The following is a 25,600-nucleotide window of genomic DNA, read 5'->3' as shown; positions in this document are numbered from 1 at the left end:
GGGTCTCCGCCACCGGATCTAGCCCCGGACCGCCGCAGAACCCGACTTTCGGGAACATACGTCAGGCGACGCGGGCCAGGTCCTGCGGGCTGAGGCCGCTCAACGGCAGCATCGGCGCACCGAGCGCGGCCGCGACCTTCGCCGCCAGCCCCAGCCGCACCATCGAGGTCTCGCAGTCCACGACGATGCTCGCCCGGCCGTCGGCGTGCAGCCCCGCTGCAGCGGCGAGGGCGCGCGGCAGCGGGTCCCGGCCCGACGTCGCGCGGCCATCGGTGAGCACAACGACCAACGGGCGCCGGGCGTCCGGGCGGAGTTCCTCGCGGCGCAGCAGCTTCCGCGCCTCGATCAGGCCTTCCGCGAGCGGGGTCCGGCCGCCGGTCCGGGCCCGCGCGAGGCGGGCGACGGCCACATCGACGGACCGGGTCGGCGGCACGAGCAGCGTGGCCTCCGCGCCGCGGAAACCGATGACGGCCACCTTGTCGCGTCGCTGATAGGCGTCGCGGAGCAGCGAGACCGCGGCCTCGCCGACCAGCGCGATCCGCTCCCGCGCCGCCATCGACCCCGAGAGATCCACGACGAAGACCACGAGGTTGCCCTCCGTGGCCTCGCGGATCGGGGATCGCAGGTCCGACGCCGCGAGGCGCAGTGGGCCGTCGACCCGGCCACGGGCGGCCTGCGCGGGCGCGGCGGCGCGGAGGGTGGCGGCCAGGTGCAGGCCGGCGCCGGTTCCCGCCGGCGCGGCGCGCACGACACTGCCGCGATCGGAGCGCGACTTGGACCGGCGGCCCGTCGCTCCCCCGGTGCCGATCCCCGGGACGGTCAACCTGCCGACGGTGCGATGCCGCGCGGTGGGCAGCGGCGCGCCCTGCGGCTCGGGCGCGGGGGCACCGGCGTCGTCCTGCGGCGACGGGGGCGGGTCGGCCGCGTCGCCACCGCCGGGGCCGTCCGGGTCGGGATCCGGCTCGGGATCGCCGTCCTGGCGCGCCTCGTCCAGGGCGCGGTCGAGGTCGGTTTCGTCGAGACCGGGCTCGTCGAACGGGTCGCGGCGTTTGCGGTGCGGCAGGGCCAGCGCCGCGGCGACGCGGACGTCGTCCTCGGTGACCTCGGCGACGCCGCGCCACGCGGCGTGCGCGCGGGCCGCCCGGGCTATCACCAGGTCGGCGCGCATGCCGTCGACGTCGAAGGCGGCGCACACGGCGGCGATGCGGCGCAGCTCCGCGTCCGGCAGTGCGACGGCGGGGAGCCGGTCGCGGGCATCGGCGATGCGGCGGGCCTGCTCGGCGTCGGCGTCGGCGTACGCGGCCGCGAAGGCGGCGGGGTCGGCCTCGAAGGCGAGGCGGCGCCGCATCACCTCGACGCGGTCGTCCACGTCACGGCTGGCGCGCACGTCGACGGCGAGCCCGAACCGGTCGAGCAACTGCGGCCGCAGCTCCCCCTCCTCCGGATTCATGGTGCCCACCAGGACGAATCGAGCCGGGTAGGAGCGGGAGATCCCGTCGCGCTCGACGGTCACCCGCCCCATCGCGGCGGCGTCGAGCAGCACGTCGACGAGGTGGTCCGAGAGCAGGTTGACCTCGTCGACGTAGAGGATGCCGGCGTCGGCATCGGCGAGCAGGCCGGGCGTGAAGTCCACGGCGCCCTCGCCGAGCGCGCGGTGCAGATCGAGAGAGCCCACGACGCGGTCCTCTGTGGCCCCGATGGGCAGCTCGACGAGCCGGGCGGGCGCACCGTCGGGGCGCGCCGGCAACAGCGGCGCGAGGGCCCGCGCGGCGGTCGACTTCGCGGTGCCCTTCTCGCCGCGCACCAACACCCCGCCGACGGCGGGGGCGATGGCGCACAGCGTGAGGGCGAGCCGCAGCTCGTCGTGGCCGACGACGGCGCTGAACGGGAAGCGGTCAGACACCGGCGGGCCTCCTCATGGGGACGTGCGGGATGCCGTCCTCGATGAATTCGTCGCCCTCGCGGGCGAATCCGTACATGGCGTACATCGCCTCGAGGTGCGACTGCGCCTCGAGCAGGCAGGCCCGGCCGTCGAGCTCGGCGAGCGCTGCGGTCATCAGGACCCCGATCAGGCCGCGGCCGCGGTGCGACGGGGCGGCACACACCCGGCCGATCCGGGCGACGCCGTCGCACTCGGCGGTGACGCGGACCGTCGCGACGGCACCGTCGCCGTCATCGCCGGGCAGCCACAGATGCACGGTCGACGGGTCCAGGTCGCGCCCGTCGACGTCGAGCCAGGGGCTCTGCTGCTCGGCGATGAACACCTCGGCGCGCAGCTTCAGCAGCGCGTAGAGGCTCGTCGCATCGAGTTCGTGACCGGAGGTACGGCGCACGGCACTAGGCCTGCGCGTCGGCCCCGACGCCCGGGGACAGCTGCAGCGTGCGGTTGGTCCAGTCCCAGACCTGGTCGAACAGCTGCTTGTTGTCGTTGAGCGTGGTGCCGTAGGACGGGATCATCTCCTGCAGCAACGGCTTCCACGCCTGCATGTGCTTCGGGAAGCACTTGCCGAGCACGTCGAGCATCGCGGGCACGGCCGTCGATGCGCCGGGCGAGGCACCCAGCAGGCCGGCGATCGACTCGTCGTTCGCCGCGATCACCGCGGTGCCGAACTCGAGGTTGCCGCCGCCGGGGCCCTTGCGGATCACCTGGACGCGCTGGCCCGCGGTGATGAGCTCCCAGTCCTGGCCCTCGGCGCGGGGCACGAACTCCGACAGCGTCTTCACGCGGTCGGCCGGCGACTGCATCAGCTCGCCGACGAGGTACTTGGTCAGGCCCATCTCCTTGAGGCCGACGGCCATCATGGGAAGCAAGTTGTTCGGCTTCACCGACAGCGGCAGGTCGGTGTACTGCCCCGCCTTGAGGAACTTCGGCGAGAACCCGGCGTACGGGCCGAACAGCAGGCCCTTGTTGCCCTCGATGACGCGGGTGTCGAGGTGCGGCACCGACATCGGCGGCGCACCCACGGCGGCCTTGCCGTAGACCTTCGCGGCATGGTGATCGATGAGCTCGGGGTTCGAGCAGCGGAAGAACTGGCCGGAGACGGGGAAGCCGCCGAAGCCCTTGGCCTCCTTGATGCCCGACTTCTGCAGCAGCGGCAGCGCGCCGCCGCCGGCGCCGACGAAGACGAAGCGCGCGTCGACGTAGGAGACCTCGTGCGTCCGCAGGTTCCGCACGGTCAGGCGCCAGCCGTCCTTCGTGCGCTTGAGGTTGGTGACCTTGGTGCCGAAGTGGACGGCACCGCCCTTGCCCACGAAGTTGATGAGCTTCTTCGTCAACGACCCGAAGTCGACGTCGGTGCCGCCCTCGTACCAGTTGACGGCGACGGGATCGCCGAAGTTGCGTCCCGCGGCCATGATCGGCAGGCGCTCGGAGAACGTGGCCGGGTCGGTGAAGAACTCCATGCCCTCGAACAGGGTCTGCCCGGACAGCGCGTCGTAGCGCTTGCGCAGGTACTCGACGTTGTCGGCACCGTGCACGAAGCTGGCGTGCGGGATGGGGTTGATGAAGTCGGAGGGATCGTCGAGGACGCCCGCGTCCACGGCGTACGCCCAGAACTGGCGCGAGACCTGGAACTGCTCGTTGATCGTGATCGCCTTGGAGATGTCGACGGAACCGTCGGCCGCCTGCGGCGTGTAGTTCAGCTCGCACAGTGCCGAGTGACCGGTACCCGCGTTGTTCCACGGATCGGAGGACTCGGCGGCCGCGGCGTCGAGGGACTCGAAGACGTTGATCGACCAGCTGGGCTCCAACTTGCGGAGCAGGGTGCCGAGCGTGGCGCTCATGATTCCCGCGCCGACGAGCGCGACGTCCGTGCTGATCACGTTACGGGCCATCTGGTAGTTCACTCCTCGACGTGGGGCGGGGCCACCGAACGGCCCCCTTCTGCGCCAGAACCTTACTCCGGGGCCCTTCGGTGGCGCGCGGCACACCATGCCGGACGACGGATCGGCACGGCCCCGCAGGTCCGCTCACTCCGCTCCCGGCGATCGCCTCATTACAGTGAACCCGTGGCGACCACTGAGCTGACCTATTCCCCCGACGTCCTCGGCGACGACTACGTCGCGCACACCTTCGAACTGGGCCCGGACCCGGACGGCGAACCGGGCGGCGACGTCGTGGCCACGCTGGTCAAGCACGTCCCGTCCACCTCGGCCGCGGCGACGCAACCGCATCACGCGGTGCTGTGGGTGCACGGCTTCTCGGACTACTTCTTCCAGACCGACGTCGCCGAGTTCTTCGCCGACCGCGGGTACGCCTTCTACGCGCTGGACCTGCGCAAGTGCGGCCGCTCGCTGCGCGATGGCCAGTCCGCGCACTACGCGACCGACTTCACCGTCTACGACGCCGAACTCGAGCTCGCCGTCGCGGCCATCGAGCGGGAGCACCCCGGGCTCGGCGTCGTCGTCGCGGCGCACTCGACGGGCGGACTCATCACGCCGCTGTGGCTCGACCGCCGCCGCAAGGCCGGCCGGACCGCACCGATCGTCGGCCTGGTGCTCGACAGTCCCTGGTTCGACCTGCAGGGCTCGGCGGTGCTGCGCGAGGTCGCGACGCCGGTCGTGAAGCTCATCGGCAAGGCCGTCGGCACCCGCATCGTGCCCGTCGAGGCGGTCGGCGTCTACGGCCAGACCATCCACGCCGACGAGCACGGCGAGTTCGACTTCGACGTCCGGATCAAACCGATCGAGGGCTTCCCCGTCCGGTTCGGCTGGTTACGGGCCGTGCGCGTCGCGCACAGCCTCCTGCACCGCGGGCTCGACGTCGGCGTCCCCTCGCTCGTCCTCCGCTCGACGAAGAGCTTCGCCCCCAAGGAGTGGAGCGAGGAGGCCGGCCGCGCCGACGTCGTGCTCGACACCCGGCAGATCGCGAAGTGGTCGGGCGCGCTCGGCGGGCGCCTGACGGTGATCCCCATCGAGAACGCCAAGCACGACGTCTTCCTCTCCGAGAAGGACGCCCGCGAGACCGCCTACGCGGAGCTCGGTTCCTGGCTGGCCCGCGAGATCGAGGGCTGACATGGCCGAGCGCGTCTTCGACCTCGTCATCATCGGTTCCGGGGCCGGCAACACGATCCCCGACGAGCGATTCGACGACCGCACGATCGCGATCGTCGACAAGGGGCAGTTCAACGGGGCCTTCGGCGGCACCTGTCTGAACGTCGGGTGCATCCCCACCAAGATGTTCGTCTACCCCGCCGACGTCGCCGACGAGGCCCGCGACGGCGGAGCGGTCGGAGTCGACGCGGAGATCACCGGCACCCGCTGGGCCGACATCCGCGACCGCGTCTTCGGGCGCATCGACCGCTACGCCGCGGGCGGCCTGCGCTACCGCGAGGACAAGTGCCCGAACATCACGGTCTTCCAGCAGGAGGCGTGGTTCCTCCCTGCCTCCGGCGACGGCCTGCACCGTCTCGAGCTGGCCGACGGCACCGTCGTCACGGGACGCGACGTGGTGATCTCCGCCGGATCGCGGCCCGCGATCCCGCCGACCTTCACGGCGGACGGCGCCGCGCCCTTCCACACCAACGACACGATCATGCGGCTCGAGGCCCTGCCGGGCCGCGTGATCGTCGTGGGCGGCGGCTACATCGCGGCCGAGTTCGCCCACGTCTTCGCCGGTCTCGGCGCGGAGGTCACTGTGGTGGCGCGCGGCGAGCGGCTCCTGCGCGCCCAGGACCAGACCATCGCCGAGGTCTTCACCGCACAGGTCGCGGAGAAGTGGGACGTCCGTCTGAGCACCGTGGTCACGGCGACCCGCACGACCGGCGACGGCGTGGAGGTGGACCTGTCCGACGGTTCGACGGTGTCCGGCGACGTGCTGCTCGTCGCCACCGGCCGGATCCCGAACGGCGACACGCTCGCCCTGTCCGCCATCGGCATCGAGCTCGACGGCGCCGGCCGCGTCCCCGTCGACGAGCACCAGCGCACGCCCGTGCGCGGCGTGTGGGCGCTCGGCGACGTGAGCACGAGGTTCCCGCTGCGGCACGTGGCGAACCACGAGGCGCGCGTAGTCGCGGAGAACCTGCTGTCCGGCTGGGACACCCCCGCGGCGACGTCGGACCACCGGTTCGTCCCGGGCGCGGTCTTCTCCCGGCCGCAGGTCGCCTCCGTCGGGCTGACCGAGGCCGAGGCCCGGTCGCGGGGCATCGACGTGGCGGTCGCCGAGCAGCGCTACGCCGACATCGCCTACGGCTGGGCGATGGCCGACGCCGAGGGCGTGTGCAAGCTGATCGCGGATCGATCGACGGGGCTGCTCGTCGGCGCGCACATCGTCGGGCACCAGGCCTCGGCGCTGATCCAGTCGGCGATCACCGCGATGTCCTTCTCCATCCCCGCGCAGGAATTCGCGCGCGGGCAGTACTGGATCCACCCGGCGCTGCCGGAGCTGGTCGAGAACGCCCTCCTGGGGCTGTCCAAGGACACGTGATACCGGCCGGGGGCCGGGGTACAGTCATATGCATGAATCACCATGATTTGAATGTCCCCGGCTGCTCCAACCCGAACTGCACGTGCGAGAACTGCTCGTGCGGCGACAACTGCACCTGCGGCTCCACCACGTAGCGACGACCGCTCCGGGACGGCCGCGCACGAACGCGGTCAGTTCCGGAGCGTCCGCAGCGCGATCTCCGAGGCCAGCGCCGCGGGCGCGCGCAACGGGAGCCAGTGGTCACCGTCGGGGACCTCGCTGAGCCGGTAGTCGGCCCGGAGGTAGTGGGCGGTGCCCTTCGCCTGCGCGGCACCGGCGATGGCGTCGCGATTGCCCCACACGAGGGTGGTGGGCACCTCGATGACGGGACAGTCCAGCCCCTCCCCGCCGGGCACCATGTTCGCCCGGTACCAGTTGAGCGCCGCCGTCAGCGCGGGCTCGTTCGCCAGCTCCTCGATGCCGCCGCCCGGTGCGGTCGCGAGCAGCGTGCGCGCGTCGTTCGCCAGCAGCGCCTTCTCCGCGGCCCCCGATTGCAGGAAGAGCTCGAGGTAGCGCGACCGCTGCCGCTGGTCCTGATCCGTGGCCATCGCCTCGCCGAAGGCGGACGGGTGCCCGAACGAGACGGCGGTCAGGCTCATCGCGCGCAGCGGGTACGCGGCGGCGAAGTGCCAGGCGACCGTCGCGCCGAGGCCGTGCCCGACGACGTGCGCGTACGGGACGTCGAGGGCGTCCAGGATCCGGGCGGCGTCCTCGGCGAGGAGCTTCATGGTGTATTCGTCCGCACCCACCGGCCGCGCCCCCGCGCTGTAGCCGCGTTGCCGGGGCGCGATGGTGCGCAGCCCGGCCTCGTGCAGTCGCTCCCGCACCTGGTCGAAGCACTCCTCCGTCTGCGGGAACCCGTGCAGCAGCAGCACCGGAACGCCGTGCTCGGACCCCCCGACCGAGACGTCGAAGGTCCATGAGCCCGCGGGCACCTGCACCGTCTGCGCTGAATCGATCCCCATGACCGGTAACGCTAGTCACTCGTGATCCGGATGGGCGGCAGGATCGCCGAAAACTTACCCTTCGAATGCAAAGGCCTCAGGATCGCATCGACGTCGCAATACTCCTCGATGGCGTCGGCGACCCCGTCGAGCTGGGCGAGCCGGGCACCCTCGTAGCCGACCGGCGGTCCGAGTGCGCGTCCCGGGAAGATCGCGCGCAGGTAGGCGCGCCGGAAGTCGTCCGATCCGAACAGGCCGTGCCAGTGCGTACCGAGCACGTGCCCGCGCCGGGCGCCCTCCGGGCCGTCCGGCCCCTGCAGCGCAGGGACTTCCCCACTGCGGACGACGACGCCGTGGTGGATCTCGTAGCCGCGCGCGGCGACGCCGAGTCCCGTCCCCGCGACGTTCCGGACGCACTTGACGGGTCCGAACTCGACCTCGACGTCGAGGACGCCGAGGCCGTCGACGCGGGTCCCGGCCGCCGCCTCCACGCCCGCCGGATCGGCGATCGAGCGGCCGAGCATCTGGTAGCCGCCGCAGATCCCGACGGTCGCCCCGCCGGCGGCCGCGCGCCGCACGAGCGCCTCGGCGAGGCCGCGGTCGCGGAGCCAGGCGAGATCGCCGACGGTGCTCCTGGTGCCCGGGAGCACCACGAGGTCGGCGGCGGCGACGTCGGCGGGCCGGGTGGTCCAGCGGACCGTCAGGCCGGGTTCGCAGGCGAGTGCCTCGACGTCGGTGGTGTTGGAGACGCGTGGGAGCGCGATGGCGGCGACGGCGATCGGGGTGGCCGCGGTCGAGCCGCGGCCCACGAGGTCGCTCCCGAACGCGGCGAGCGAGTCCTCGGCGTCGAGCCAGAGGTCCTCGAGGTACGGCAGCACGCCGAGCGTGGGCCGCTTCGTGATCTCCTCGAGCTGCTCCAGACCGGGGGTGAGCAGCGAGACGTCGCCGCGGAAACGGTTGATCAGGAAGCCGTGGACGAGCCGCTGATCGTCGGGCGGCATCACGGCGACCGTGCCCGCGAGGTGGGCGAGCACTCCCCCGCGGTCGATGTCGCCGACGATCAGCGTCGGCAGGTCAGCGGCGCGCGCGAGCCCCATGTTCGCGATGTCGGTGGCGCGCAGGTTGATCTCGGCGGGGCTCCCGGCACCCTCGCACAGCACGACGTCGAACTCGTCGCGCAGCGCCTGCAGGGTGGTGGTGACCTCGTCGAGGAGCCACTGCCGGCGGGTCACGTAGTCGCGCGCACCGACGTCACCGACGGGCCTGCCGTGCAGGATCAGGTGGCTGCGGCGATCGCTGCCGGGCTTGAGCAGGACGGGATTGAACCGGGTCGACGGTGCCAGACCGCACGCCAGCGCCTGCGTCGCCTGAGCGCGACCGATCTCGCCGCTCGTGCCGTCGGGTTCGACGGTGGCGACGGAGTTGTTGGACATGTTCTGCGCCTTGAACGGCGCGACCCGCACGCCCCGCCGGGCGAGCAGACGACACAGCCCGGCCGTGACGGTGGACTTCCCGGCGTCGGACGTGGCGCCGGCGATCAGCAGCGCACCGCGCATCTAGGCGGCGTCGCTCGGCAGCGTGAGGATCTCGGCGCCGTCCTCGGTCACCACGAGCGTGTGCTCGAACTGCGCGGTCCACTTCTTGTCCGTGGTCGCAACGGTCCAGCCGTCGGGCCAGATCTCGTAGTCGAGGCCGCCGAGGTTGATCATCGGCTCGATGGTGAAGACCATGCCGGTTTCGAGCACCGTCTCGACGTTCGGCTCGTCGTAGTGCAGCACGACGAGGCCGTTGTGGAAGGTCTCGCCGATGCCGTGCCCGGTGAAGTCGCGGACCACGGTGTAGCCGAAGCGGTTCGCATAGGACTCGATGACGCGGCCGACAACGTTGAGCTCGCGGCCGGGCTTGACGGCCTTGATGGCCCGCTCGGTGGCGATGCGGGTCCGCTCGACGAGCAGCCGATGCTCCTCGGAGACGTCGCCGGCGAGGAAGGTGGCGTTGGTGTCGCCGTGCACTCCGTCGATGTAGGCCGTCACGTCGATGTTGACGATGTCGCCGTCCTGCACCACCGTCGAGTCCGGGATTCCGTGGCAGATCACCTCGTTGAGGCTCGTGCAGCAGCTCTTGGGGAAACCCCGGTAGCCCAGCGTCGACGGGTACGCGCCGTGGTCGATCATGTACTCGTGCGCCACCCGGTCGAGATGGTCGGTGGTCACCCCGGGGCGGACCTCGGCGCCCGCCGCCTGCAGTGCGTCGGCGGCGATCCGGGAGGCGAGCCGCATCTTCTCGATGGTCTCGGGCGTCTGCACCCAGGGCTCGTTGCCCTCGTTCGCCGTCTTCTTGTCGACGTACTCGGGTCGCACGATCTTCGCCGGAACGGCCAGACGGGGCGAGACGGTGCCGGGGACGAGTGCAGCGCGAGTCATCCGCTCAGCGTAATCGTCGCCGCGCGCGGCCGTTCGGTGCCGTCGCCCCGCCGCCTCACGAGGACGTCGGGATCCAGTAGTGGCAGACCGGTTCGAGGAAGTCGCGCTCGATCGCGTAGTCGTCGAGGGGGCGGATCCGGGTGAGGACGCCGCCGGCCGATTCGGCGGTGCGCCGCGATCCGACATTGCTCTCGTCGCAGGTCACGAGGACTTCCGTCAGCCCGAGCTCCCCCGCGCGCCGGACCACCTCGCGCAGCGCGGCCGAGGCGACGCCCTGCCTGCGTGCGGTGGGCCGCACGTGGTAGCCGATGTGGCCGCCGAGTTCGGCGAGCCAGTCGTTCAACTCGTGGCGCAGCTGGATCCCGCCGAGGTACCGATCGCCGCGCACCACCCACCAGGTGGTCGCGGGGACGAGGTCCCCGTTCCGGTCCGCCGTCGTCATCGCGACGAGTCGCTCCACCCACGTCGCGAAGCCGGACGGCGTCGCCAGATCCAGGTCGCGCGCCGCAGGGCGGCCCGCCCCGGGGTGATGGGTCACCCCGCCCCACTCGGCCGCGTTGCGCATCCACTCGTCGTGCCAGGCGGCGTCCGGCGCCATCAACTCGATGCTCATGCGAACGAGGGTCCCGCGGGCTCACCTGCTCCGCAAACGAATTACCGACTCGCGTTTCGCCGTCCGTGTTCCCGCGGCCAACGCGGGCCGTCGGTCTCAGTTCGGGGTGGCCGAGACGGGCGCGTCGAAGCGGTCGAAGAACTCCTTGGTGACCGCGACGGCGTTGTCGGAGCTGCCACCCAGGACCACGAGGGTCGCGAAGGCCAGGTCACCGCGGTAGCCGACGAACCAGGCGTGCGAGCCACCGTCGACCTCCGCCTCACCGGTCTTGCCGAGGATGTCCCCGGAGCCCCGGATCAGCTCGGCCGTACCGGACGCGACCACCTCGCGCATCATGGCGCGCACCCCGTCGGCGGCCTTGGGGTCGAGCGAGGGCCGCTCCCCGTCGACCTTGGTGGGCTTGCCGAGGAGCAGCTGCGGCGTGACCGCCCCGCCGTGCGCGACGGAGGCGACGGCGAGCGCCATGGCGAACGGGCTCACCAGCACCTCGCCCTGGCCGAAGCTGTCCTCTACCTGGTTGACCATGGCCTTGGGCAGCGGGTACTGGCCGGACGAGACGGGCAACCCGGCGATCGCGTAGTCGGGCCCGATGCCGAGCTCGGCGGCGGCGGTGTTGAGCGCCTCGGGTTTCAACTTGGCGCCGAGGAAGGCGAAGCTGGTGTTGCAGGAGCGGGCGAAGGCGCGCTGCATGGTGACATCGCCCAGGGCGAAGCGGTTGTAGTTCGGTACCTCGCGCTCGCCGATCGTGAGCGTGCCGGGGCAGGGCACGATGGTCTCCGGCGTGGCGATTCCGGCCGAGATGGCCGCGGTCGCGGTGACGATCTTGCCGGTGGATCCCGGCGGATAGAGGCCGGAGGTGGCGAGCGAGCCGAGCTTGTCGGCCTCGGGATTCTGCGCGACGGCGAGCACGTTGCCCGTGGACGGCTGGATCACGACCATCATCGACTGCCGGTCGCGCCGGGTGTTCACGGCGGCCTGGGCCGCTGCCTGCGCGATCGGCGAGATGCTCACAGAGGCGGCCGGTGCCGTCTGCGGTGCGGTGGACGAGAGCGTGGAGACGCGGGCGCCGGTGTCGGCCTGCGCGATCACCTCCCAGCCGTCCTTGCCCGCCAGGTCGCCGGTGACGTTCTGCTTGATCGAGGACATGAGCGCCGGCGCGAAGGTCCGGTCGGTGGGTACCAGATCGGCCTGCTCGACGAGCGTGACACCCGGTAGCGAGGTCACGTCGCCCGCGAGCTTGCGCAGGTCGCCCTGGTTGACCGAGGCCACGGTGTACGGGGCACGCAGCGAGGTGGCCTGTTCGGTGATCTGCACCGGGTCGAGCGCGGGCAGGATCGGCTGCAGCGCGCGGGTCAGCTGGCCGGCGACGTCGAGCACCGTCGTGGGCGCCGCGACCTTGGCGGCCTCCAACCGGATCCGCGTGATCACGCCGGGCACGAGCACCGAACCGCCCGACGCCGAGTTCACCGGCGCCTTGTCCGCCGGGAGGGCGCGGAGCACCATCGTCTGGTTCGCGCCGAGCCGCGGGTGCAGCACCGACGGCGCCCACCGCACGCGCCACTGCCCGTTCTCCTGCACGCTGGTCAGCGCGCCCCGGTAGTCCCAGGAACGGTTGGAGCGGCCCTGCTCGGCGGGCAGGTCCCAGATGTACTCGTACTCCACCTCGCTGGTGGCGCCGACGGTCCGCACCTGCCCGACCTTGAGCTGCACGCCCCGGGCCTGCAGCCCGTCGAAGGCCGCCTGCAGCGCCTTCTTCGCGGTCTCGGGCGCCGTGGTGAGGGCGGCGGCGCCGTCGAGGTCCTTGTCGGCGAGCGCGGCGCCGAAGCGCACCGTGAGCGGCCCCGGGCCGTTGCTCTGGGCCGGCGCGCAGCCGCCGGTCGCGACCAGCGCCACGAGGGCGACGATCACGACGGCGCGGCGCATCGGCTTCTTCACCGGCCCAGCGTAGGACGGTGCGCCGACAGGTTCGGGTTGCCGCGCTGGGCTGTGACCGGTGAGGCGCAGGTGACGACTCCCGCGCCGTGACAGCGGCCACACCGCGAAACTGACTCGTGAGTAAGATCGCGACATGACCACTCCGCAGAGCCGCCGCGCCGTCATCGTCTCGGGCGCGCGCACACCCTTCGTCCGCGCCTTCGGCGATTACGTCCACCTCGACAGCATCGCGCTCGCCGACCAGGCCGTCCGCGGCCTGCTCGACCGGGTGCCCGAGGCGGCCGACCGCATCGAGGCCATCGTCTGGGGCGGGGTCATCCTGCCGGCGGGCGCGCCCAACATCGCCCGCGAGATCGCCCTCGACCTGGGCCTCGGGCACGGCGTCGAGGGCCACACCGTGACCCGCGCCTGCGCGTCCGGCCTGCAGGCCATCACCACCGCCGCCGCGGCGATCGAGCGCGGCGAGTACGACGTGATGATCGCGGGCGGCTCCGACTCCGTCTCCAACGCCGCGGTGAACCTGCCGCAGAAGCTGGTCCAGGCCGCCGCGCCCCTCGCCCTGGGCAAGCCCTCGCCCCGCGCCTACCTCGATGCGGCGATCGGCCTCGCGCCGTTCACCGGTCTCCTGCCGAGCCGCCCCCGGATCGAGGAGCGGACCACCGGCGAGGTGATGGGCAAATCGGCCGAGAAGATGGCGCGGATCCACGGCATCACCCGGGAGGCGCAGGACGAGTTCGCCGCCCGCTCGCACGCCCGCGCCGCCGCGGCGATCGCCTCGGGTCGGTTCGACCGCGAGGTCGTGCCGGTGACCACGCCCGACGGGACGACGGTGTCGCGCGACGGCCTCGTGCGCGAGGGCACCAGCGCCGAGAAGATGGCGGGCCTGAAGCCCGCCTTCGAGCGCGACGGCACGGTGACCGCGGGCAACGCGAGCCCGCTGACCGATGGGGCCGCCGCGGTCCTGCTCATGAGCGAGGAGAAGGCGCGGGAGCTGGGGCTGACGCCGCTCGCGGCGATCCGTTCGTGGAGCTACGTCAGCGTCGATCCGGCCGACGAGGTGCTCATCGGCCCGGCCGTCTCCATGCCGCGTGCGCTGGAGAAGGCGGGCCTGAAGCTGGAGGACGTCGACCTCGTCGACATCCACGAGGCCTTCGCCGCCCAGACGTTGTCCGTGCTCGACGCCCTCGCCAGCCCGGAGTGGGCCGCCGAGCGCCTCGGCCGCGACGAGGCCGTCGGCGAGGTGGACGTCGAGAAGCTCAACGTGCACGGCGGATCCGTGTCGATCGGGCACCCGTTCGGCGCCACCGGCGCCCGCATGGTGACCACGATGGCGAACGAACTGGCGCTCACGGGCAAGGACACCGCGCTTCTCGGCATCTGCGCCGCGGGCGGGCACGGCGCGAGCGTCGTGCTCGAGCGGGTGTAGTCGGAGAATCGGCCGATTCCTCCACGAAGCCGCGCTAGGTGACCGAGAGGCCACCGTCGACGCAGAGGTTCTGCCCCGTCACGAAGGCCGAGCCCGGCCCGGCCAGGAAGACGGCCGCGGCCGCGAAGTCCGACGGTGCGCCGAGCGTCCCGGTGTGCGCGCGGCGCCGGAAGTATTCGGCGCGTTCGGGATCGGCGAGCACGGCGGTGGTCATCGGGGTGGCGATGAGACCCGGGGTGAGCGAATTCGCGGTCACCCCGGACGGCGCCCACGCCTCGGACTGGGATCGGGTCAGGCCGGTGATGCCGGCCTTCGCCACGCCGTACGCGCCGCTGTCGCCGAAGGCGCGGTGGGCCTGCGTCGACGCGACGTTGATGATCCTGCCCCAGCCGCGGGCGGCCATCCGCGGCCCGTAGTGCTGCCCGAGCTGGAAGGGGGCGTCGAGGTTGACGGCGAGGATCTCACGGTAGAGCGCGTCGTCGATCTCGGCGAGCGGTGGTCGCGGGTTGGTGCCGGCGCAGTTGACCAGGATGTCGACGGTGTCGGTCCGGGCGTCGACCTGCTCGATCAGGTCGGCGGCTCCGCCGGCCAGGTCGGCGCTGATCCCGTCGGGCCCGAGCCGGTCGCGATCGCGCCCCGCTCGCAGCACGCGCGCCCCGGCGCCGTCGAGCGCCTCCGCGATCGCCGCCCCGATCCCCGAACTCGCACCGGTCACCAGCGCGGTGCGCCCGGTGAGGTCGAACAGTCCTGACACCGCGGATCGCATGGCGGCAACCCTACGCGGCGCCGCCGATAGGCTGGGGCCGTGTTGGGCCTGACACTGATGTTCAAGAGACTCGCCGACGCGATCCGCACGAGCTGGCGGGATCCTTCGATGCGCGGCGCGGTCCTCAGCCTCATCGTGATCGTCACCGCGGCGACGGTCTTCTACACCCTCACCGAGAGGTGGTCGGTGATCGATTCACTGTTCTACGCGGTCTCCGTGGGCCTGCCGATGGGCAACGGGGCGCTGAGCCCCACGCTCACGCTGTCGAAGATCTTCACCCTGGTGTACGCGATCCTCGTGGTCGGGCTGTTCGTGACCGTCGGCGGGTCGCTGGCGAGCTCGATCGTGCAGAACAACACCGACCGGGTGGCCCGGCTGGCGGAGAAGCGCGCCCGCGACGACGACCGCTAGGTCAGCACGGTCGCGAGCCAGATCGCGATGGCGCCGAGCGCGCCCGCCAGCTCGATGAGGATGAGCAGCCCCGCGGCCCTGGTGGCGGCGAGCGCGGCCCGCCAACCCGCTTGCGCGTCGCGCAGCCGGATCGCCTCGGCCGCGAAGGTGCCGCCGATGAAACCGATGACCAGGCCGATCACGGGAATGACGAAGAAGCCGATGATGCCGGCTATGCCGCCCACCACGAGGGACCACTTCCCCACCCCGGCCTTGGCCATCGTGCGCCCGCCGACGAGGTACTTGACGCCCCACGCGAGCACCATCACCGCCAGCGCGGCGGCGAACACCCACCAGGCGCTGCCGCCCGTGAAGATCGCCCAGATCAGGATGCCGAGCGCCACCAGCGACGATCCCGGCAGGACCGGGACGACGATCCCCAGCAGGCCGACCACCATCAGCGCGACGACGGCCGTGTACCCCCATGCGTTCATGAGGTACTAGGAAAGCAGAACCGTCGCGAAGGTCGCCACTTGGTGGAAGCCGACCCGCTCGTACGCGCGGCGGGCGGCGACGTTGAAGCTGTTGACGTACAGGCTCGGGAGCCGGCCCGAGCGGAGGACCGCGTTCGCGACCGCCGCGGTACCGGCGCCGCCGAGCCCCTGCCCGCGCAGATCGGGCCGGACCCACACGCCCTGGATCTGCCCGACGGTCCGCGACACCGCACCGACCTCCGCCTTGAAGGCGACCTCGATGCCGTCGAAAAGCACGTACGCGCGCCCCGCGAGGATGGTGTTGGCGACCCGGCGCCGGTAGGCGCGGCCTCCGTCGGCGCCCCGCGGGTCGATGCCGACCTCGGCGGTGAACATCGCGATCGCGGCGTCCAGGTAGCGATCCAGCTCCGCGAGCCGGGTCGGACGGACCCCGGCGTGCGCGAACCGGGAGGGCTCGGTCATCGTCATCAGCGGCTGCTCGGGACGGATCTCGCGGGCGGGGCCCCACGCGCCCTCGAGGCCCTCCCACAGCGGCAGGACCATCTCGGCGCGGCCGACCACCGACGCCGCGGCGCGGTGCGACCGGCCGGCCCGCCCCGCGAAGTAGCGCATGTCCTCCAGGTCGCCGCGCAGGGGCATCAGGTTCGCGCCGGAGAAGCACAGCGAGTCCGCGACGTCGCGGTGGGTCCACAGCTCGCCGCCGAGGCGGCCGGGCTCGGTACCGCATTCCTGGACCCGGCCGGCGATCATGCACGCTGCCACGGGGTCACCATCGAGGACGGACAGCACCTTCGGCAGGTCCCGCGGCGGGACCGGCCGTTCGTGCAGCATCCTCAGCACCAGCGGCTCCTCACCCCTGAATCGGTCCGCCGCACGCGACGGGCCGCGACCTACGACACCGTGACGACCGGTGTTCCGCTTTCACTATCCCCCGACTCCTCCGCGATGCGCAGGGCTTCCTCGATCAGCGTCTCGACGATCTTGGACTCCGGGACGGTCTTGATGACCTCACCCTTGACGAAGATCTGCCCCTTGCCGTTGCCCGAGGCCACGCCCAGGTCGGCCTCGCGGGCCTCACCGGGGCCGTTGACGACGCAGCCCATGACGGCGACGCGGAGCGGCACCTCCATGCCCTCGAGGCCGGCGGTGACCTCGTTGGCGAGCTTGTAGACGTCGACCTGCGCGCGGCCGCACGACGGGCAGGAGACGATCTCCAGCTTGCGGGGCCGCAGGTTCAGCGACTGCAGGATCGCGTCGCCCACCTTGATCTCCTCGGCCGGGGGCGCCGACAGGGAGACGCGGATGGTGTCGCCGATGCCGTCGGAGAGCAGCGAGCCGAAGGCCACCGCGCTCTTGATGGTGCCCTGGAACGACGGGCCGGCCTCGGTGACGCCGAGGTGCAGCGGGTAGTCGCACTGTGCGGCGAGCTGCCGGTAGGCCTCGACCATGATCACGGGGTCGTTGTGCTTGACGGAGATCTTGATGTCGCCGAAGCCGTGCTCCTCGAACAGCGACGCCTCCCAGAGCGCGGACTCGACCAGTGCCTCCGGGGTGGCCTTGCCGTACTTCTCCATGAGCCGCTTGTCGAGCGAGCCGGCGTTGACACCGATGCGGATCGGGATGCCCGCCGCGCCGGCCGCCCTCGCGACCTCGCCCACGCGGCCGTCGAACTCCTTGATGTTGCCGGGGTTCACGCGCACGGCGGCGCAGCCCGCATCGATCGCGGCGAAGATGTACTTCGGCTGGAAGTGGATGTCGGCGATGACCGGGATGTTCGCCTTCTTGGCGATGATCGGCAACGCGTCGGCGTCCTCCTGCCGGGGACAGGCGACCCGCACCATGTCGCAGCCCGAGGCAGTGAGCTCGGCGATCTGCTGCAGCGTGGCGTTCACGTCGTGCGTCTTGGTGGTGCACATGGACTGCACCGAAATGGGGCTGTCGCTGCCCACACCGACGCCGCCCACGTTGAGCTGGCGGGTCTTGCGGCGCGGGGCCAGAACGGGTGCCGGGGCTGCCGGCATTCCCAAACCTACGGACATGTGCTGCTTCTCCGGTTTCAGTTGAAGAGCTTGATCGGATTGACGATGTCGGCGGTGAGGACGAGCAACATGTACCCGCCCGCGAGCGCCAGCACCACGTACGTGAGCGGCGCGAGTTTCATGTAGTCGACGGGGCCGCCCTTGCGCCCGGTGACCAGGTCGCGGAGCTTCTCGAAGATCACCACCGCCATGTGACCGCCGTCGAAGGGCGGCACCGGCAGCAGGTTGATCAGGCCGAGCATGAGGTTGAGGCCGGCCAGGAGCAGGAAGAAGACGCTCCACATGTCGCGCTCGGCGACCTCGCCGCCGATCATCGACGCACCGACCAGCGACTGCGGGGTGTCGAGCCCGCGCTCCTCACCCTTGATCGCGTCGATGAGGGCGGGGATCTTCTGCGGCAGTTGCCCGATCGCGACGATCGTCTTGTGGCCGAGGTCCATCGTGAACGCGGCGGTGCCGCCGATCGCGGTGAAGGGGTTGTAATGCTCCGTCACGCCGAGGGTGCCGACGCTGATGCCGATCGTGGGGCCGGAGACCTCGACGAGATCCTTCCCGTCGGCCGATGGCCGCCACTTCTTGCTGGTCAGGGGGTCGACGGTGACCGTCCGTTGCTGCCCGTCCCGCTCGATTCCCAGCGCGATCGGGCCCGACGCGTTCTGCAGCGCGTCGAACACCGAGTCGGCGTCGACGGCCTTGCCGTTGACCGAGGCGATGACGTCGCCGCGCACCAGCCCCGCCGCGGCGGCCGGGCTCGGGCGGCACTCGCCGACGGGGCGGCTGGGCTGCTCCTTGGTGGGCTTGGTGGTCGCGTCGGCCACGCAGCCGGTGGCGGCGACGGCCGCGCGCGGCGTCGCGGTGGTCGACGGCAGGCCGGCGGTGACCGCGACGCCGTAGATCAGCAGCGCGCCGAGGACGAAGTTCATCCCGGGGCCGGCGAACAGCACGAACAGCCGCTTCCAGGCGGCCTGCTTGTACATCGCCTTCTGCTGCTCGACGGGCGTCTTGAGCTCGTCGAGCAGGGTCATCCCGGCGATGTCGCAGAAGCCGCCGAGTGGCAGCGCCTTGACGCCGTACTCGATGCCGTCGTCGCCCTCGGGCCCCTTCTGTCCCCGGGTCGACCACACGGTGGGTCCGAAGCCGACGAAGTACCGCCGGACCTTCATGCCCGTGGCCTGTGCCGCCCACATGTGCCCGCACTCGTGCCACGCGATCGACGCGAGGATGCACAGCGCGAACGCCGCGATACCCAGTGCGTACATCATGAGCTCCAGAATACCGGGCGGATCAGACCAGCCCCACCAGCTCGGACGCCCGGCGACGGGCCCACTCCTCCGCGGCGAGCACGTCCGCGACGTCGCGCGGCTCGGCCTGCCACTGCGCACCGTCGGCGACGACGCGCGCCACGGTGTCGACGATGGCGAGGAAGGACGTGCGGCCGTCGAGGAAGGCCTGCGCGACCACCTCGTTGGCGGCGTTGAAGACGGCGGTGAGGCTGCCGCCGCGGGTGCCGGCGTCTCTCGCGACGGCGATCGCGGGGAAGGCCTCGTCGTCGACGGGCGCGAAGGTCCAGGTGTGCGCCCGCGTGAAGTCGCAGGCAGTCGACGCGCCCGGGACGCGATCCGGCCAGCCCAGGGCCAGCGCGATCGGCAGCTTCATGGACGGCGGAGAAGCCTTGGCGATGGTCGCACCGTCAACGAAGGTGACCATCGAGTGCACGACGGACTGCCGGTGCACCGTGACGTCGATGCGGTCGTAGGGCACGCCGAACAGCAGGTGCGCCTCGATCACCTCCAGCGCCTTGTTGACCAGCGTCGCGGAGTTCAGCGTGATCATCGGCCCCATCGACCAGGTCGGGTGCTTGCCGGCCTGCTCGGGCGTGACTTCGGCGAGCTCGGCGCGGGTGCGCCCGAAGAAGGGGCCGCCCGAGGCGGTGAGGATCAGCCGGTCCACCTCGGCCGCCGTGCCGCCGCGCAGGCACTGGGCGATCGCGGAGTGCTCGGAGTCGACGGGGACGATCTGCCCCTCGGCCGCGCGCTTCAGCACGAGCGAACCGCCCGCGACCAGCGACTCCTTGTTCGCGAGCGCGAGCCGGGCACCGCTGTCGAGCGCGGCCAGGGTCGGGCCGAGGCCGAGGCTGCCGACCACGCCGTTGAGCACCACGTCGGCCTCGACGGTCTCGACGAGGCGGGTCATCGCTTCGGGGCCCGTGAGGGCGCCGTCGAAGCCCGCGGCGCGGGAGGGATCCGCGATGCCGATACGGGCACCGTCGACGCCCGTCGCGCGGGCCTGCTGCGCGAGGAGCTCGGGGTTGCCGCCGCCGGCGCCGAGGCCGACCACCTCGAACCGATCCGGGTTCTCGGCGATCACCTCCAGGGCCTGGGTGCCGATGGAGCCGGTGCTGCCGAGGATGAGGACACGGGTGGTCACGGGTTCAGACTATCGGCGCCCGTCCCCGTCCGACGGTCCGCCGTCGCCCTCCGCTCAGCAGGGCAGGCTAGCCTTGCACAGAAGCCGACGAAAGGGACGTCCACGATGGCCAGCACACTCCGCGACGGCGCGGTGTTCCCGATCTGCCTGCGCGAGTTCGACGTGCTGCGGGTGTCCGACGTGACGCCCGGGATGCGCCGGATCGTGGTCGGCGGCGACGCGATCGGGCCGCACGTCCGCGACGGTGTGGAACTCCCGCCCGTCCACAGCACCGGCTTCGACGACGACGTCAAGGTGCTGCTGCCGGACCTGCGGACCGGCGAGTTCCCCTTCGAGGTGCCGAAGAACACCGATCAGGGCCGGGTGGACTGGACCGACGGCTCCTTCGAGCACGCCCGCACCTACACCGTGCGCGAGTTCGACGCCGAGGCCGGCGAGATGACGCTCGACTTCGTGCTGCACGGCACGGGCCTCGCGGCCACCTGGGCGCGCCGCGTCGAGGTGGGCTCGAAGGTGCTCATCGCCGGACCCAAGCACTCGGCGGCGCTCCCCCGCGACGTCGACTGGCTGTTGCTGGCGGGAGACGAGACGGCACTGCCCGCGATCGGGCGCTGCGTCGAGATGCTGCCCGCGGGCTTCCGCGCGACCGCCGTGATCGAGGTCGCCGAGCCCGGCCACCACCAGGAGCTCGCGACCGAGGGCGACGTCGACTTCGTCTGGCTCTACCGCTCGGAGGCCGGCGGCGCCTCGCGGCTGGTCGAAGCCGTGCAGGGCGCCGCCTGGCGCGGCGAACGCCCGTTCCTGTGGGTGGCGGGCGAGACGCTGTCCATCAAGCCGCTGCGCCGCTGGGCGAAGAACGAGAAGGGCCTCGACAAGAACCGCGTCGAGATCACGGGCTACTGGCGCCACCGGGAGGTCGCGACCGTCGACGGCGACGCCGAGCTCGTCGACACGAGCCAGGACGAGAACGTCCTCTCCGAGATCCACGAGATGACGGAGCTGCTGCCGCCCTTCGCGGTGCGCGCCGCGGTCACGCTGGGCCTGTTCGCCGCCATCGACGACGGCGCGACGACCCCCGGCGCGATCGCGGAGGCGTGCGGCACCGACCCGCGCGCGACCGTGAAGCTGCTGCGGCACCTCGCGCTGATGGACTTCGTCGCGCTCGGCGAGAGCGGCGGCTACTCCCTCACCGCCCGGGGCGAACTGCTGACGGACCCCGACGAGCTGCTCGCCGGCAGCCTCCACCACGATCAGGTGCGCACCCGGCTCGACATGTCCTTCGTGCACCTCGTCGACGCCGTCCGGACGGGCACCGCGGTGGCCTTCGAGGGCTCGGACGTGCGCCGGGTCCGCGCCGACGACGAGAACCTGGCTGAGCAGTTGCACTCCGTCGCGAGCCGGTGGGCCACCTACCGCGCCCCCGCCCTGCCCGAGGCGGTGGACTTCGGTTCGGTCCGGTCCGTCGCGGTGTTCGGCGACGGCGCCGGCGTCTACGCCGACAACCTGACGCGCCTGCTGCCCGACGTGGCCGTCGCGATCGTGGGTATGCCCAGCACCGTCGAGCGGGAGATCGCGATCGTCGCGCCCGAACGGCGCGCGCGCGTGACGGCGGCTCCGGGCACGGTCTTCGCGCCCCTGCCGCAGCGCTACGACCTGGTCCTGGGCATCGACCTGCTACAGACCCTGCCGGACGCCGACGCCGAGCTCCTCGTCCGGTCCTTGCGCGGCAGCGCCGACCGCGTGGTCTTCGTCGGCAACGTCCTCGACCCCGCCACCACCGACGATCACGAGACCGAGGACGACCTCCGGCACCTGTGCCTGTACGGCGGCGGCCTGCGGACGGCCGACGAGCTCGCCGCGCTCGCGGGCGACGGCACGCACCGCATCGCCCCGCTCGGCTGGGGCACCTTCGTCGTCGAGTACGCCGGCGCCTGAGCGACCGCGCCTCGTCGATCGTCGGTCCGCCCCGAGATCACTGCGCTGACACGGCCTCGACGCCGACCACCGCGGAGACGGGAATCGGACCGTAGACGTGCGGGAACAGCTCCTCGACGCCAGGCGCGGGAGGCTCGTAGCGCACGTCCAGGCCCGCCGGGTCGACGGTCAGGAGGACGAGCTGCTCGACGGGGACGTCGGCGTAGAACCGCTCCCGCACGCCACGCCACTGCTCGGCCGTGGAGCAGTGGACGAAGCCGACGTCGGCGAGCGTCGCGCCGCGCGTCGACACCGCGTACTCCCCCGCCGCGCGGGCGGCGTCCCAGTCGGTCACGAGGGCCAGATGGAAGATCACCCGCGCCACGCTACTCAGTGAATCCCCGCCCCTCGTACGACGCACGGTCGTAGCGGGATAGGATTCATCCGTATCCCGGGCCCGGCCCGGTGCTCAGCGGAAGCGATGAAGGAGAACTCGAGTGGCAACCACCGACCTGGAGCGTCAGAGCACTTCGAAGGTCGACGTCGCCGACGTCCCGTCGCGCGACTGGGGCTGGAGCGGCATCGCCCCCAACGCCGCGCGGATCGCCGGCGTACTGTTCGCCGCTTTCCTGCTGCTCATGACGCACGGCAACCACCAGGGCAAGACCGAGGACATCTTCCTCGTCGGCTTCGCGGTCGCCATCCTGGGCATCATCCTGATCAACTGGATCAGCACCCGCCGCAAGAAGTGGAAGTACTGAGCTACTTCTCCTCGGCGGCCAGCTGACCGCAGGCCGCCGCGATCTCCTGGCCCCGGGTATCGCGCACCGTGCACGACACGCCCTGCGCGATGACCCGGCGTACGAACTCGTCCTGCCGGTCCTTCGGCGACGCGTCCCACTCGCTGCCCGGTGTCGGGTTCAGCGGGATCAGGTTGACGTGCGCGAACTGGCCCAGCTTCTTCCGCAGCTTCTCGCCCAGCATGTCGGCGCGCCAGGGCTGATCGTTCACGTCGCGGATCAGCGCGTACTCGATGGACACGCGGCGGCCGGTCGTGTCGGCGTAGTACCGCGCGGCCTCCAGCACCTCCTGCACGCTCCACCGGTTGTTCACCGGCACCAGCGTGTCGCGGAGTTCGTCGTCGGGGGTGTGCAGCGAGACGGCCAGCGTGACCGACAGCCCCTCATCGGCCAGCTTCCGGATGGCGGGCGCGAGCCCCACGGTGCTGACGGTGACGTGGCGCTGCGAGATCCCCAGCCCCTCGGGCGCGGGCGAGGTGATCCGGCGCACGGCCTGCACCACCCGCTTGTAGTTCGCGAGCGGCTCCCCCATGCCCATGAAGACCACGTTCGACAGCCGCCCGGGGCCGCCCGCGACGTCCCCGTCCTGCATGGCCTTCGCGGCGCTGCGGACCTGGTCGACGATCTCCGCAGTCGACAGGTTGCGGTCGAGGCCGCCCTGGCCCGTGGCGCAGAACGGGCAGGCCATGCCGCACCCCGCCTGGCTCGAGATGCACAGGGTCGCGCGGTCGGTGTACCGCATGAGCACGGATTCCAGCAGCGTGCCGTCGTGCAGGCGCCAGAGCGTCTTGCGCGTGGTGCCGCTGTCCGTGGCGATGTGCCGCACGGGCGTCATCAGTTCGGGCAGGAGCGCCTCGCCGACGGAGCCGCGCGCCGCGGCCGGCAGGTCCGTCATGGTGGCCGCGTCGGCCTCCAGCCGGCCGTAGTAGTGGCGGGCGAGCTGATTCGCGCGGAACTTGGGCAGCCCCAGGTCGACGACGGCCTGCTGCAGCTCGTCGTCGGTGAGGTCGGCCAGGTGACGCGGGGGCTTGCCGCGCTTGGGCGCGTCGAATACCAGGGGCAGGGAGGTGCTCATAACTCCTCCATTGTCCCACGTCGGCGGCGCGGCGCCGACCAGCGTGCTCCGGGCCACCGCGCGTCCCCCGTCGCGGCACGCCCGGAGGTGGCAGGATAGCGCCATGGCCAAGGACGAAGACCGCGTTCGAGACCGCGAAGAGGCGGCGGGAATCCCCCTCCCCGACGCCGAGGGGACCGACGCACCGAACCTCCCCGCCGAGCGGGACACCGTCGAACCGGGGACCGCGGGCGAGCAGGCAGGCCCCTCCGGCGGAGCGCCGAAGCGGCGGGTCGACACGCGCGACGCCTACGAGCAGGTCAAGCACACCCGCTCGGCGGCACTGTGGACCGGCCTCGTGGGCGGCGCGGTCGTGCTGCTGCTCCTGCTCGTCTTCATCGTGCAGAACCAGCAGAACACCGAGATCAACCTGATCTTCTGGACCGCGACGCTACCGCTCGGCGTCTCGCTGTTGATCGCCGCGATCGGCGGGGCGCTGCTGGTGGGCCTCGCCGGCGCGCTGCGGATCGTGCAGCTGCGCCGCGCGGCGAAGAAGCTGCAGGACTGATCCGGGCGGGCCGCCCGGCGCGGCCGTTGCGCATCGGCGGGCCGCGGTAGGTGTGGAACGCGGCCGGTGGAACGATGGACCCATGCGCGCATGGGTCGTCTGGTCGGTGGCGACTCTCGCCTACGTCGTCGGCGTTCTGCAGCGCACGTCGTTCGGCGTGTCCGGCACGGAGGCGGGTGAGCGGTACGGCGCGGCGCCCGCAACGCTGTCGGCGTTCGTGGTGCTGCAGCTGGTGGTGTACGCGGGCATGCAGATCCCCGCGGGGCTGCTGCTCGACCGCTTCGGCTCCCGGCGCCTGGTCTTCACCGGCGCGCTGATCATGGCGGCGGGGCAGATGACCCTCGCGCTCACGGAGACCCTCCCGGTCGCGATCGCCGGACGCGTCGCGGTCGGCATCGGCGACGCCCTGACCTTCGTCTCCGTACTGCGCCTGGTCCCCGCGTGGTTCCCCGTGCGACGGATCCCCCTGGTGACGCAACTGACGGGCATGACGGGCCAGCTCGGCCAGATCCTCTCGGCCGTACCGTTCCTCGCGCTGTTGCACGCCTCCGGGTGGACGCCGGCCTACGCCGCCGCCTCGAGTCTGGGCCTGGTCGCCGCCGTGGCGGTGCTGGTGGTGGTGCGCGATGCGCCGGCGGACCGGATTCCGCCGCGCGTGACCGTGCGCGTCGGCGACATCCCCGGCATCCTCCGCTCCACCTGGATGCATCCCGGCACCCGGCTCGGCTTCTTCACCCACATGGGCGCGATGTTCTCGGTGACTGCGTTCATGCTGATGTGGGGCGTGCCGTACCTGACGCTGGGCCAGGGGCTCTCGTCCGCGACGGCGGGCGCCATCGTGAGCTTCGGCGTGGCGGCGACGCTCGCCGCCGGGCCGGTGATCGGCTACCTCACGGGCCGGTTCCCGCTGCGCCGGTCCTGGATGGTCATCGCCATCATCCTCGGCAGCGCGACGGTGTGGACGGCGGTGCTGGTGCGCGACGAGCCCTCGCCGGTGTGGCTGCTCACGCTGCTGGTGCTGGTGATCGCCGTCGGTGGCCCCAGCTCCGCGATCGGCTTCGACTACGCCCGCTCGTTCAACACCACGCGGGTGCTCGGGACCGCGCAGGGCATGGTGAACATCGGCGGCTTCCTGGCGAGCCTCGTGCTCATCCAGGCGATGGGCTCGATCATGGGCTCCGGCGCCGGATTGACCTTCGACGGCTTCCGTGCCGCGTGGCTGGCGCAGTACCCGCTCTGGGCGATCGCCCTGATCGGCGTCGTCGTCACGCGGCGGAAGGCTCGGCGCCGCGAGGGCATCGTGCCGCGGCCCCTGCGGGAAGCCGTGCGTCGCCGGCGCTGACG

24 protein-coding genes are annotated in these 25,600 nt (G+C 71.9%); 8 read left to right on the top strand and 16 right to left on the bottom strand.

Going from position 1 to position 25,600, the window contains the following annotated elements; all coding sequences use genetic code 11:
* Positions 1–61 precede the first annotated feature (61 nt).
* Genes FK530_RS19845 through mqo form a run of 3 tightly spaced genes read right to left on the bottom strand, consistent with a single transcriptional unit; the run spans position 62 to position 3,834 of the window.
* On the bottom strand, positions 62–1,903 hold the full coding sequence (locus FK530_RS19845) for a VWA domain-containing protein (RefSeq protein ID WP_146488707.1): 1,842 nt from the start codon (positions 1,901–1,903) through the stop codon (positions 62–64).
* A complete protein-coding gene (locus FK530_RS19840) occupies positions 1,896–2,333 on the bottom strand; it encodes a GNAT family N-acetyltransferase (protein WP_146488706.1) in 438 nt (145 codons plus the stop codon). Before FK530_RS19840 ends, FK530_RS19845 begins: the two co-directional genes overlap by 8 nt.
* Positions 2,334–2,337: 4 nt before the next feature.
* Positions 2,338–3,834, bottom strand: coding sequence for a malate dehydrogenase (quinone) (mqo, locus tag FK530_RS19835; RefSeq protein WP_146488705.1), 1,497 nt, complete (start codon positions 3,832–3,834; stop codon positions 2,338–2,340).
* A 174-nt stretch (positions 3,835–4,008) separates the two neighbouring features.
* On the opposite strand from mqo, the gene FK530_RS19830 reads away from it, so the two are divergent.
* Both FK530_RS19830 and FK530_RS19825 read left to right on the top strand, forming a co-directional pair.
* Entirely contained in the window at positions 4,009–5,013 is a 1,005-nt protein-coding gene (locus FK530_RS19830; protein WP_146488704.1) for an alpha/beta hydrolase, read from the top strand.
* A 1-nt stretch (position 5,014) separates the two neighbouring features.
* Positions 5,015–6,424: a mycothione reductase gene (locus tag FK530_RS19825; protein ID WP_146488703.1), complete on the top strand. Its 1,410-nt coding sequence runs from the start codon at positions 5,015–5,017 to the stop codon at positions 6,422–6,424.
* A 170-nt stretch (positions 6,425–6,594) separates the two neighbouring features.
* On the opposite strand, the gene FK530_RS19820 is transcribed toward FK530_RS19825, so the two are convergent.
* The 5 genes from FK530_RS19820 to FK530_RS19800 all read right to left on the bottom strand — a co-directional run bounded on the left by FK530_RS19820 (position 6,595) and on the right by FK530_RS19800 (position 12,366).
* Positions 6,595–7,428 (bottom strand): alpha/beta fold hydrolase, encoded by an 834-nt coding sequence (locus tag FK530_RS19820; protein WP_146488702.1) that lies wholly within the window; start codon positions 7,426–7,428, stop codon positions 6,595–6,597.
* An 11-nt stretch (positions 7,429–7,439) separates the two neighbouring features.
* Positions 7,440–8,963, bottom strand: coding sequence for a cobyric acid synthase (locus tag FK530_RS19815; RefSeq protein WP_146488701.1), 1,524 nt, complete (start codon positions 8,961–8,963; stop codon positions 7,440–7,442).
* Positions 8,964–9,830, bottom strand: coding sequence for a type I methionyl aminopeptidase (gene map / locus FK530_RS19810; protein WP_146488700.1), 867 nt, complete (start codon positions 9,828–9,830; stop codon positions 8,964–8,966).
* A 55-nt stretch (positions 9,831–9,885) separates the two neighbouring features.
* Positions 9,886–10,443, bottom strand: coding sequence for a GNAT family N-acetyltransferase (locus FK530_RS19805; protein ID WP_205124227.1), 558 nt, complete (start codon positions 10,441–10,443; stop codon positions 9,886–9,888).
* Positions 10,444–10,539: 96 nt separating this feature from the next.
* Complete coding sequence (locus FK530_RS19800; protein ID WP_146488721.1) at positions 10,540–12,366, bottom strand: penicillin-binding transpeptidase domain-containing protein; 1,827 nt, start codon at positions 12,364–12,366, stop codon at positions 10,540–10,542.
* Positions 12,367–12,511: 145 nt separating this feature from the next.
* Here FK530_RS19800 and FK530_RS19795 point away from each other — a divergent pair, with 145 nt between their 5' ends.
* Entirely contained in the window at positions 12,512–13,804 is a 1,293-nt protein-coding gene (locus FK530_RS19795) for an acetyl-CoA C-acyltransferase (protein ID WP_146488699.1), read from the top strand.
* A 34-nt stretch (positions 13,805–13,838) separates the two neighbouring features.
* Here the strand turns inward: FK530_RS19795 and FK530_RS19790 are convergent, their stop codons facing one another.
* Positions 13,839–14,570 carry an SDR family NAD(P)-dependent oxidoreductase gene (locus FK530_RS19790; RefSeq protein ID WP_146488698.1) on the bottom strand — a complete coding sequence of 244 codons (732 nt, stop codon included), beginning with the start codon at positions 14,568–14,570 and terminating at the stop codon, positions 13,839–13,841.
* A gap of 39 nt (positions 14,571–14,609) precedes the next feature.
* Between FK530_RS19790 and FK530_RS19785 the strand changes: the two genes are divergently transcribed.
* On the top strand, positions 14,610–14,981 hold the full coding sequence (locus FK530_RS19785; protein ID WP_146488697.1) for an ion channel: 372 nt from the start codon (positions 14,610–14,612) through the stop codon (positions 14,979–14,981).
* On the opposite strand, the gene FK530_RS19780 is transcribed toward FK530_RS19785, so the two are convergent.
* Genes FK530_RS19780 through dxr form a run of 5 tightly spaced genes read right to left on the bottom strand, consistent with a single transcriptional unit; the run spans position 14,978 to position 19,920 of the window.
* Positions 14,978–15,454, bottom strand: coding sequence for a DUF456 domain-containing protein (locus tag FK530_RS19780; protein WP_146488696.1), 477 nt, complete (start codon positions 15,452–15,454; stop codon positions 14,978–14,980). The two genes, FK530_RS19785 and FK530_RS19780, sit on opposite strands and share 4 nt — an antisense overlap.
* 6 nt (positions 15,455–15,460) lie before the next feature.
* Positions 15,461–16,294: a GNAT family N-acetyltransferase gene (locus FK530_RS19775; RefSeq protein WP_146488695.1), complete on the bottom strand. Its 834-nt coding sequence runs from the start codon at positions 16,292–16,294 to the stop codon at positions 15,461–15,463.
* A gap of 50 nt (positions 16,295–16,344) precedes the next feature.
* Entirely contained in the window at positions 16,345–17,493 is a 1,149-nt protein-coding gene (gene ispG / locus FK530_RS19770; RefSeq protein WP_146488694.1) for a flavodoxin-dependent (E)-4-hydroxy-3-methylbut-2-enyl-diphosphate synthase, read from the bottom strand.
* Positions 17,494–17,510: 17 nt separating this feature from the next.
* On the bottom strand, positions 17,511–18,755 hold the full coding sequence (locus FK530_RS19765; protein ID WP_146488693.1) for a M50 family metallopeptidase: 1,245 nt from the start codon (positions 18,753–18,755) through the stop codon (positions 17,511–17,513).
* Between the two features lie 22 nt (positions 18,756–18,777).
* Positions 18,778–19,920, bottom strand: a complete 1,143-nt coding sequence (gene dxr, locus FK530_RS19760; RefSeq protein WP_146488692.1) for a 1-deoxy-D-xylulose-5-phosphate reductoisomerase — start codon at positions 19,918–19,920, stop codon at positions 18,778–18,780.
* Between the two features lie 105 nt (positions 19,921–20,025).
* Between dxr and FK530_RS19755 the strand changes: the two genes are divergently transcribed.
* Complete coding sequence (locus FK530_RS19755; RefSeq protein ID WP_146488691.1) at positions 20,026–21,855, top strand: siderophore-interacting protein; 1,830 nt, start codon at positions 20,026–20,028, stop codon at positions 21,853–21,855.
* 37 nt (positions 21,856–21,892) lie between these two features.
* On the opposite strand, the gene FK530_RS19750 is transcribed toward FK530_RS19755, so the two are convergent.
* On the bottom strand, positions 21,893–22,210 hold the full coding sequence (locus FK530_RS19750) for a DUF952 domain-containing protein (RefSeq protein ID WP_146488690.1): 318 nt from the start codon (positions 22,208–22,210) through the stop codon (positions 21,893–21,895).
* A gap of 121 nt (positions 22,211–22,331) precedes the next feature.
* Here FK530_RS19750 and FK530_RS19745 point away from each other — a divergent pair, with 121 nt between their 5' ends.
* Positions 22,332–22,595, top strand: coding sequence for a DUF2631 domain-containing protein (locus FK530_RS19745; protein WP_146488689.1), 264 nt, complete (start codon positions 22,332–22,334; stop codon positions 22,593–22,595).
* Between the two features lies 1 nt (position 22,596).
* Here FK530_RS19745 and rlmN read toward each other — a convergent pair whose 3' ends face one another.
* Positions 22,597–23,709, bottom strand: a complete 1,113-nt coding sequence (gene rlmN / locus FK530_RS19740) for a dual-specificity RNA methyltransferase RlmN (protein WP_146488688.1) — start codon at positions 23,707–23,709, stop codon at positions 22,597–22,599.
* Between the two features lie 103 nt (positions 23,710–23,812).
* On the opposite strand from rlmN, the gene FK530_RS19735 reads away from it, so the two are divergent.
* Together FK530_RS19735 and FK530_RS19730 are read left to right on the top strand one after the other, a co-directional pair.
* Entirely contained in the window at positions 23,813–24,256 is a 444-nt protein-coding gene (locus FK530_RS19735; protein ID WP_146488687.1) for a LapA family protein, read from the top strand.
* A gap of 82 nt (positions 24,257–24,338) precedes the next feature.
* Entirely contained in the window at positions 24,339–25,598 is a 1,260-nt protein-coding gene (locus tag FK530_RS19730) for an MFS transporter (protein ID WP_146488686.1), read from the top strand.
* The last annotated feature ends 2 nt before the right edge of the window (positions 25,599–25,600 follow it).

This window comes from Tsukamurella conjunctivitidis (genome assembly GCF_007858475.1).
GTDB classification, from domain to species: Bacteria; Actinomycetota; Actinomycetes; order Mycobacteriales; family Mycobacteriaceae; genus Tsukamurella; species Tsukamurella conjunctivitidis.
This window is presented reverse-complemented; position numbering and strand designations above follow the sequence as displayed.

Coding starts and splice junctions, on each gene's coding strand:
- mqo (WP_146488705.1), bottom strand. CDS start 3,834: ATGGCCCGTAACGTGATCAGCACGGACGTCGCGCTCGTCGGCGCGGGA.
- FK530_RS19825 (WP_146488703.1), top strand. CDS start 5,015: ATGGCCGAGCGCGTCTTCGACCTCGTCATCATCGGTTCCGGGGCCGGC.
- FK530_RS19820 (WP_146488702.1), bottom strand. CDS start 7,428: ATGGGGATCGATTCAGCGCAGACGGTGCAGGTGCCCGCGGGCTCATGG.
- FK530_RS19815 (WP_146488701.1), bottom strand. CDS start 8,963: ATGCGCGGTGCGCTGCTGATCGCCGGCGCCACGTCCGACGCCGGGAAG.
- map (WP_146488700.1), bottom strand. CDS start 9,830: ATGACTCGCGCTGCACTCGTCCCCGGCACCGTCTCGCCCCGTCTGGCC.
- FK530_RS19805 (WP_205124227.1), bottom strand. CDS start 10,443: ATGAGCATCGAGTTGATGGCGCCGGACGCCGCCTGGCACGACGAGTGG.
- FK530_RS19800 (WP_146488721.1), bottom strand. CDS start 12,366: ATGCGCCGCGCCGTCGTGATCGTCGCCCTCGTGGCGCTGGTCGCGACC.
- FK530_RS19795 (WP_146488699.1), top strand. CDS start 12,512: ATGACCACTCCGCAGAGCCGCCGCGCCGTCATCGTCTCGGGCGCGCGC.
- FK530_RS19790 (WP_146488698.1), bottom strand. CDS start 14,570: ATGCGATCCGCGGTGTCAGGACTGTTCGACCTCACCGGGCGCACCGCG.
- FK530_RS19780 (WP_146488696.1), bottom strand. CDS start 15,454: ATGAACGCATGGGGGTACACGGCCGTCGTCGCGCTGATGGTGGTCGGC.
- ispG (WP_146488694.1), bottom strand. CDS start 17,493: ATGTCCGTAGGTTTGGGAATGCCGGCAGCCCCGGCACCCGTTCTGGCC.
- FK530_RS19765 (WP_146488693.1), bottom strand. CDS start 18,755: ATGATGTACGCACTGGGTATCGCGGCGTTCGCGCTGTGCATCCTCGCG.
- FK530_RS19755 (WP_146488691.1), top strand. CDS start 20,026: ATGGCCAGCACACTCCGCGACGGCGCGGTGTTCCCGATCTGCCTGCGC.
- rlmN (WP_146488688.1), bottom strand. CDS start 23,709: ATGAGCACCTCCCTGCCCCTGGTATTCGACGCGCCCAAGCGCGGCAAG.
- FK530_RS19735 (WP_146488687.1), top strand. CDS start 23,813: ATGGCCAAGGACGAAGACCGCGTTCGAGACCGCGAAGAGGCGGCGGGA.
- FK530_RS19730 (WP_146488686.1), top strand. CDS start 24,339: ATGCGCGCATGGGTCGTCTGGTCGGTGGCGACTCTCGCCTACGTCGTC.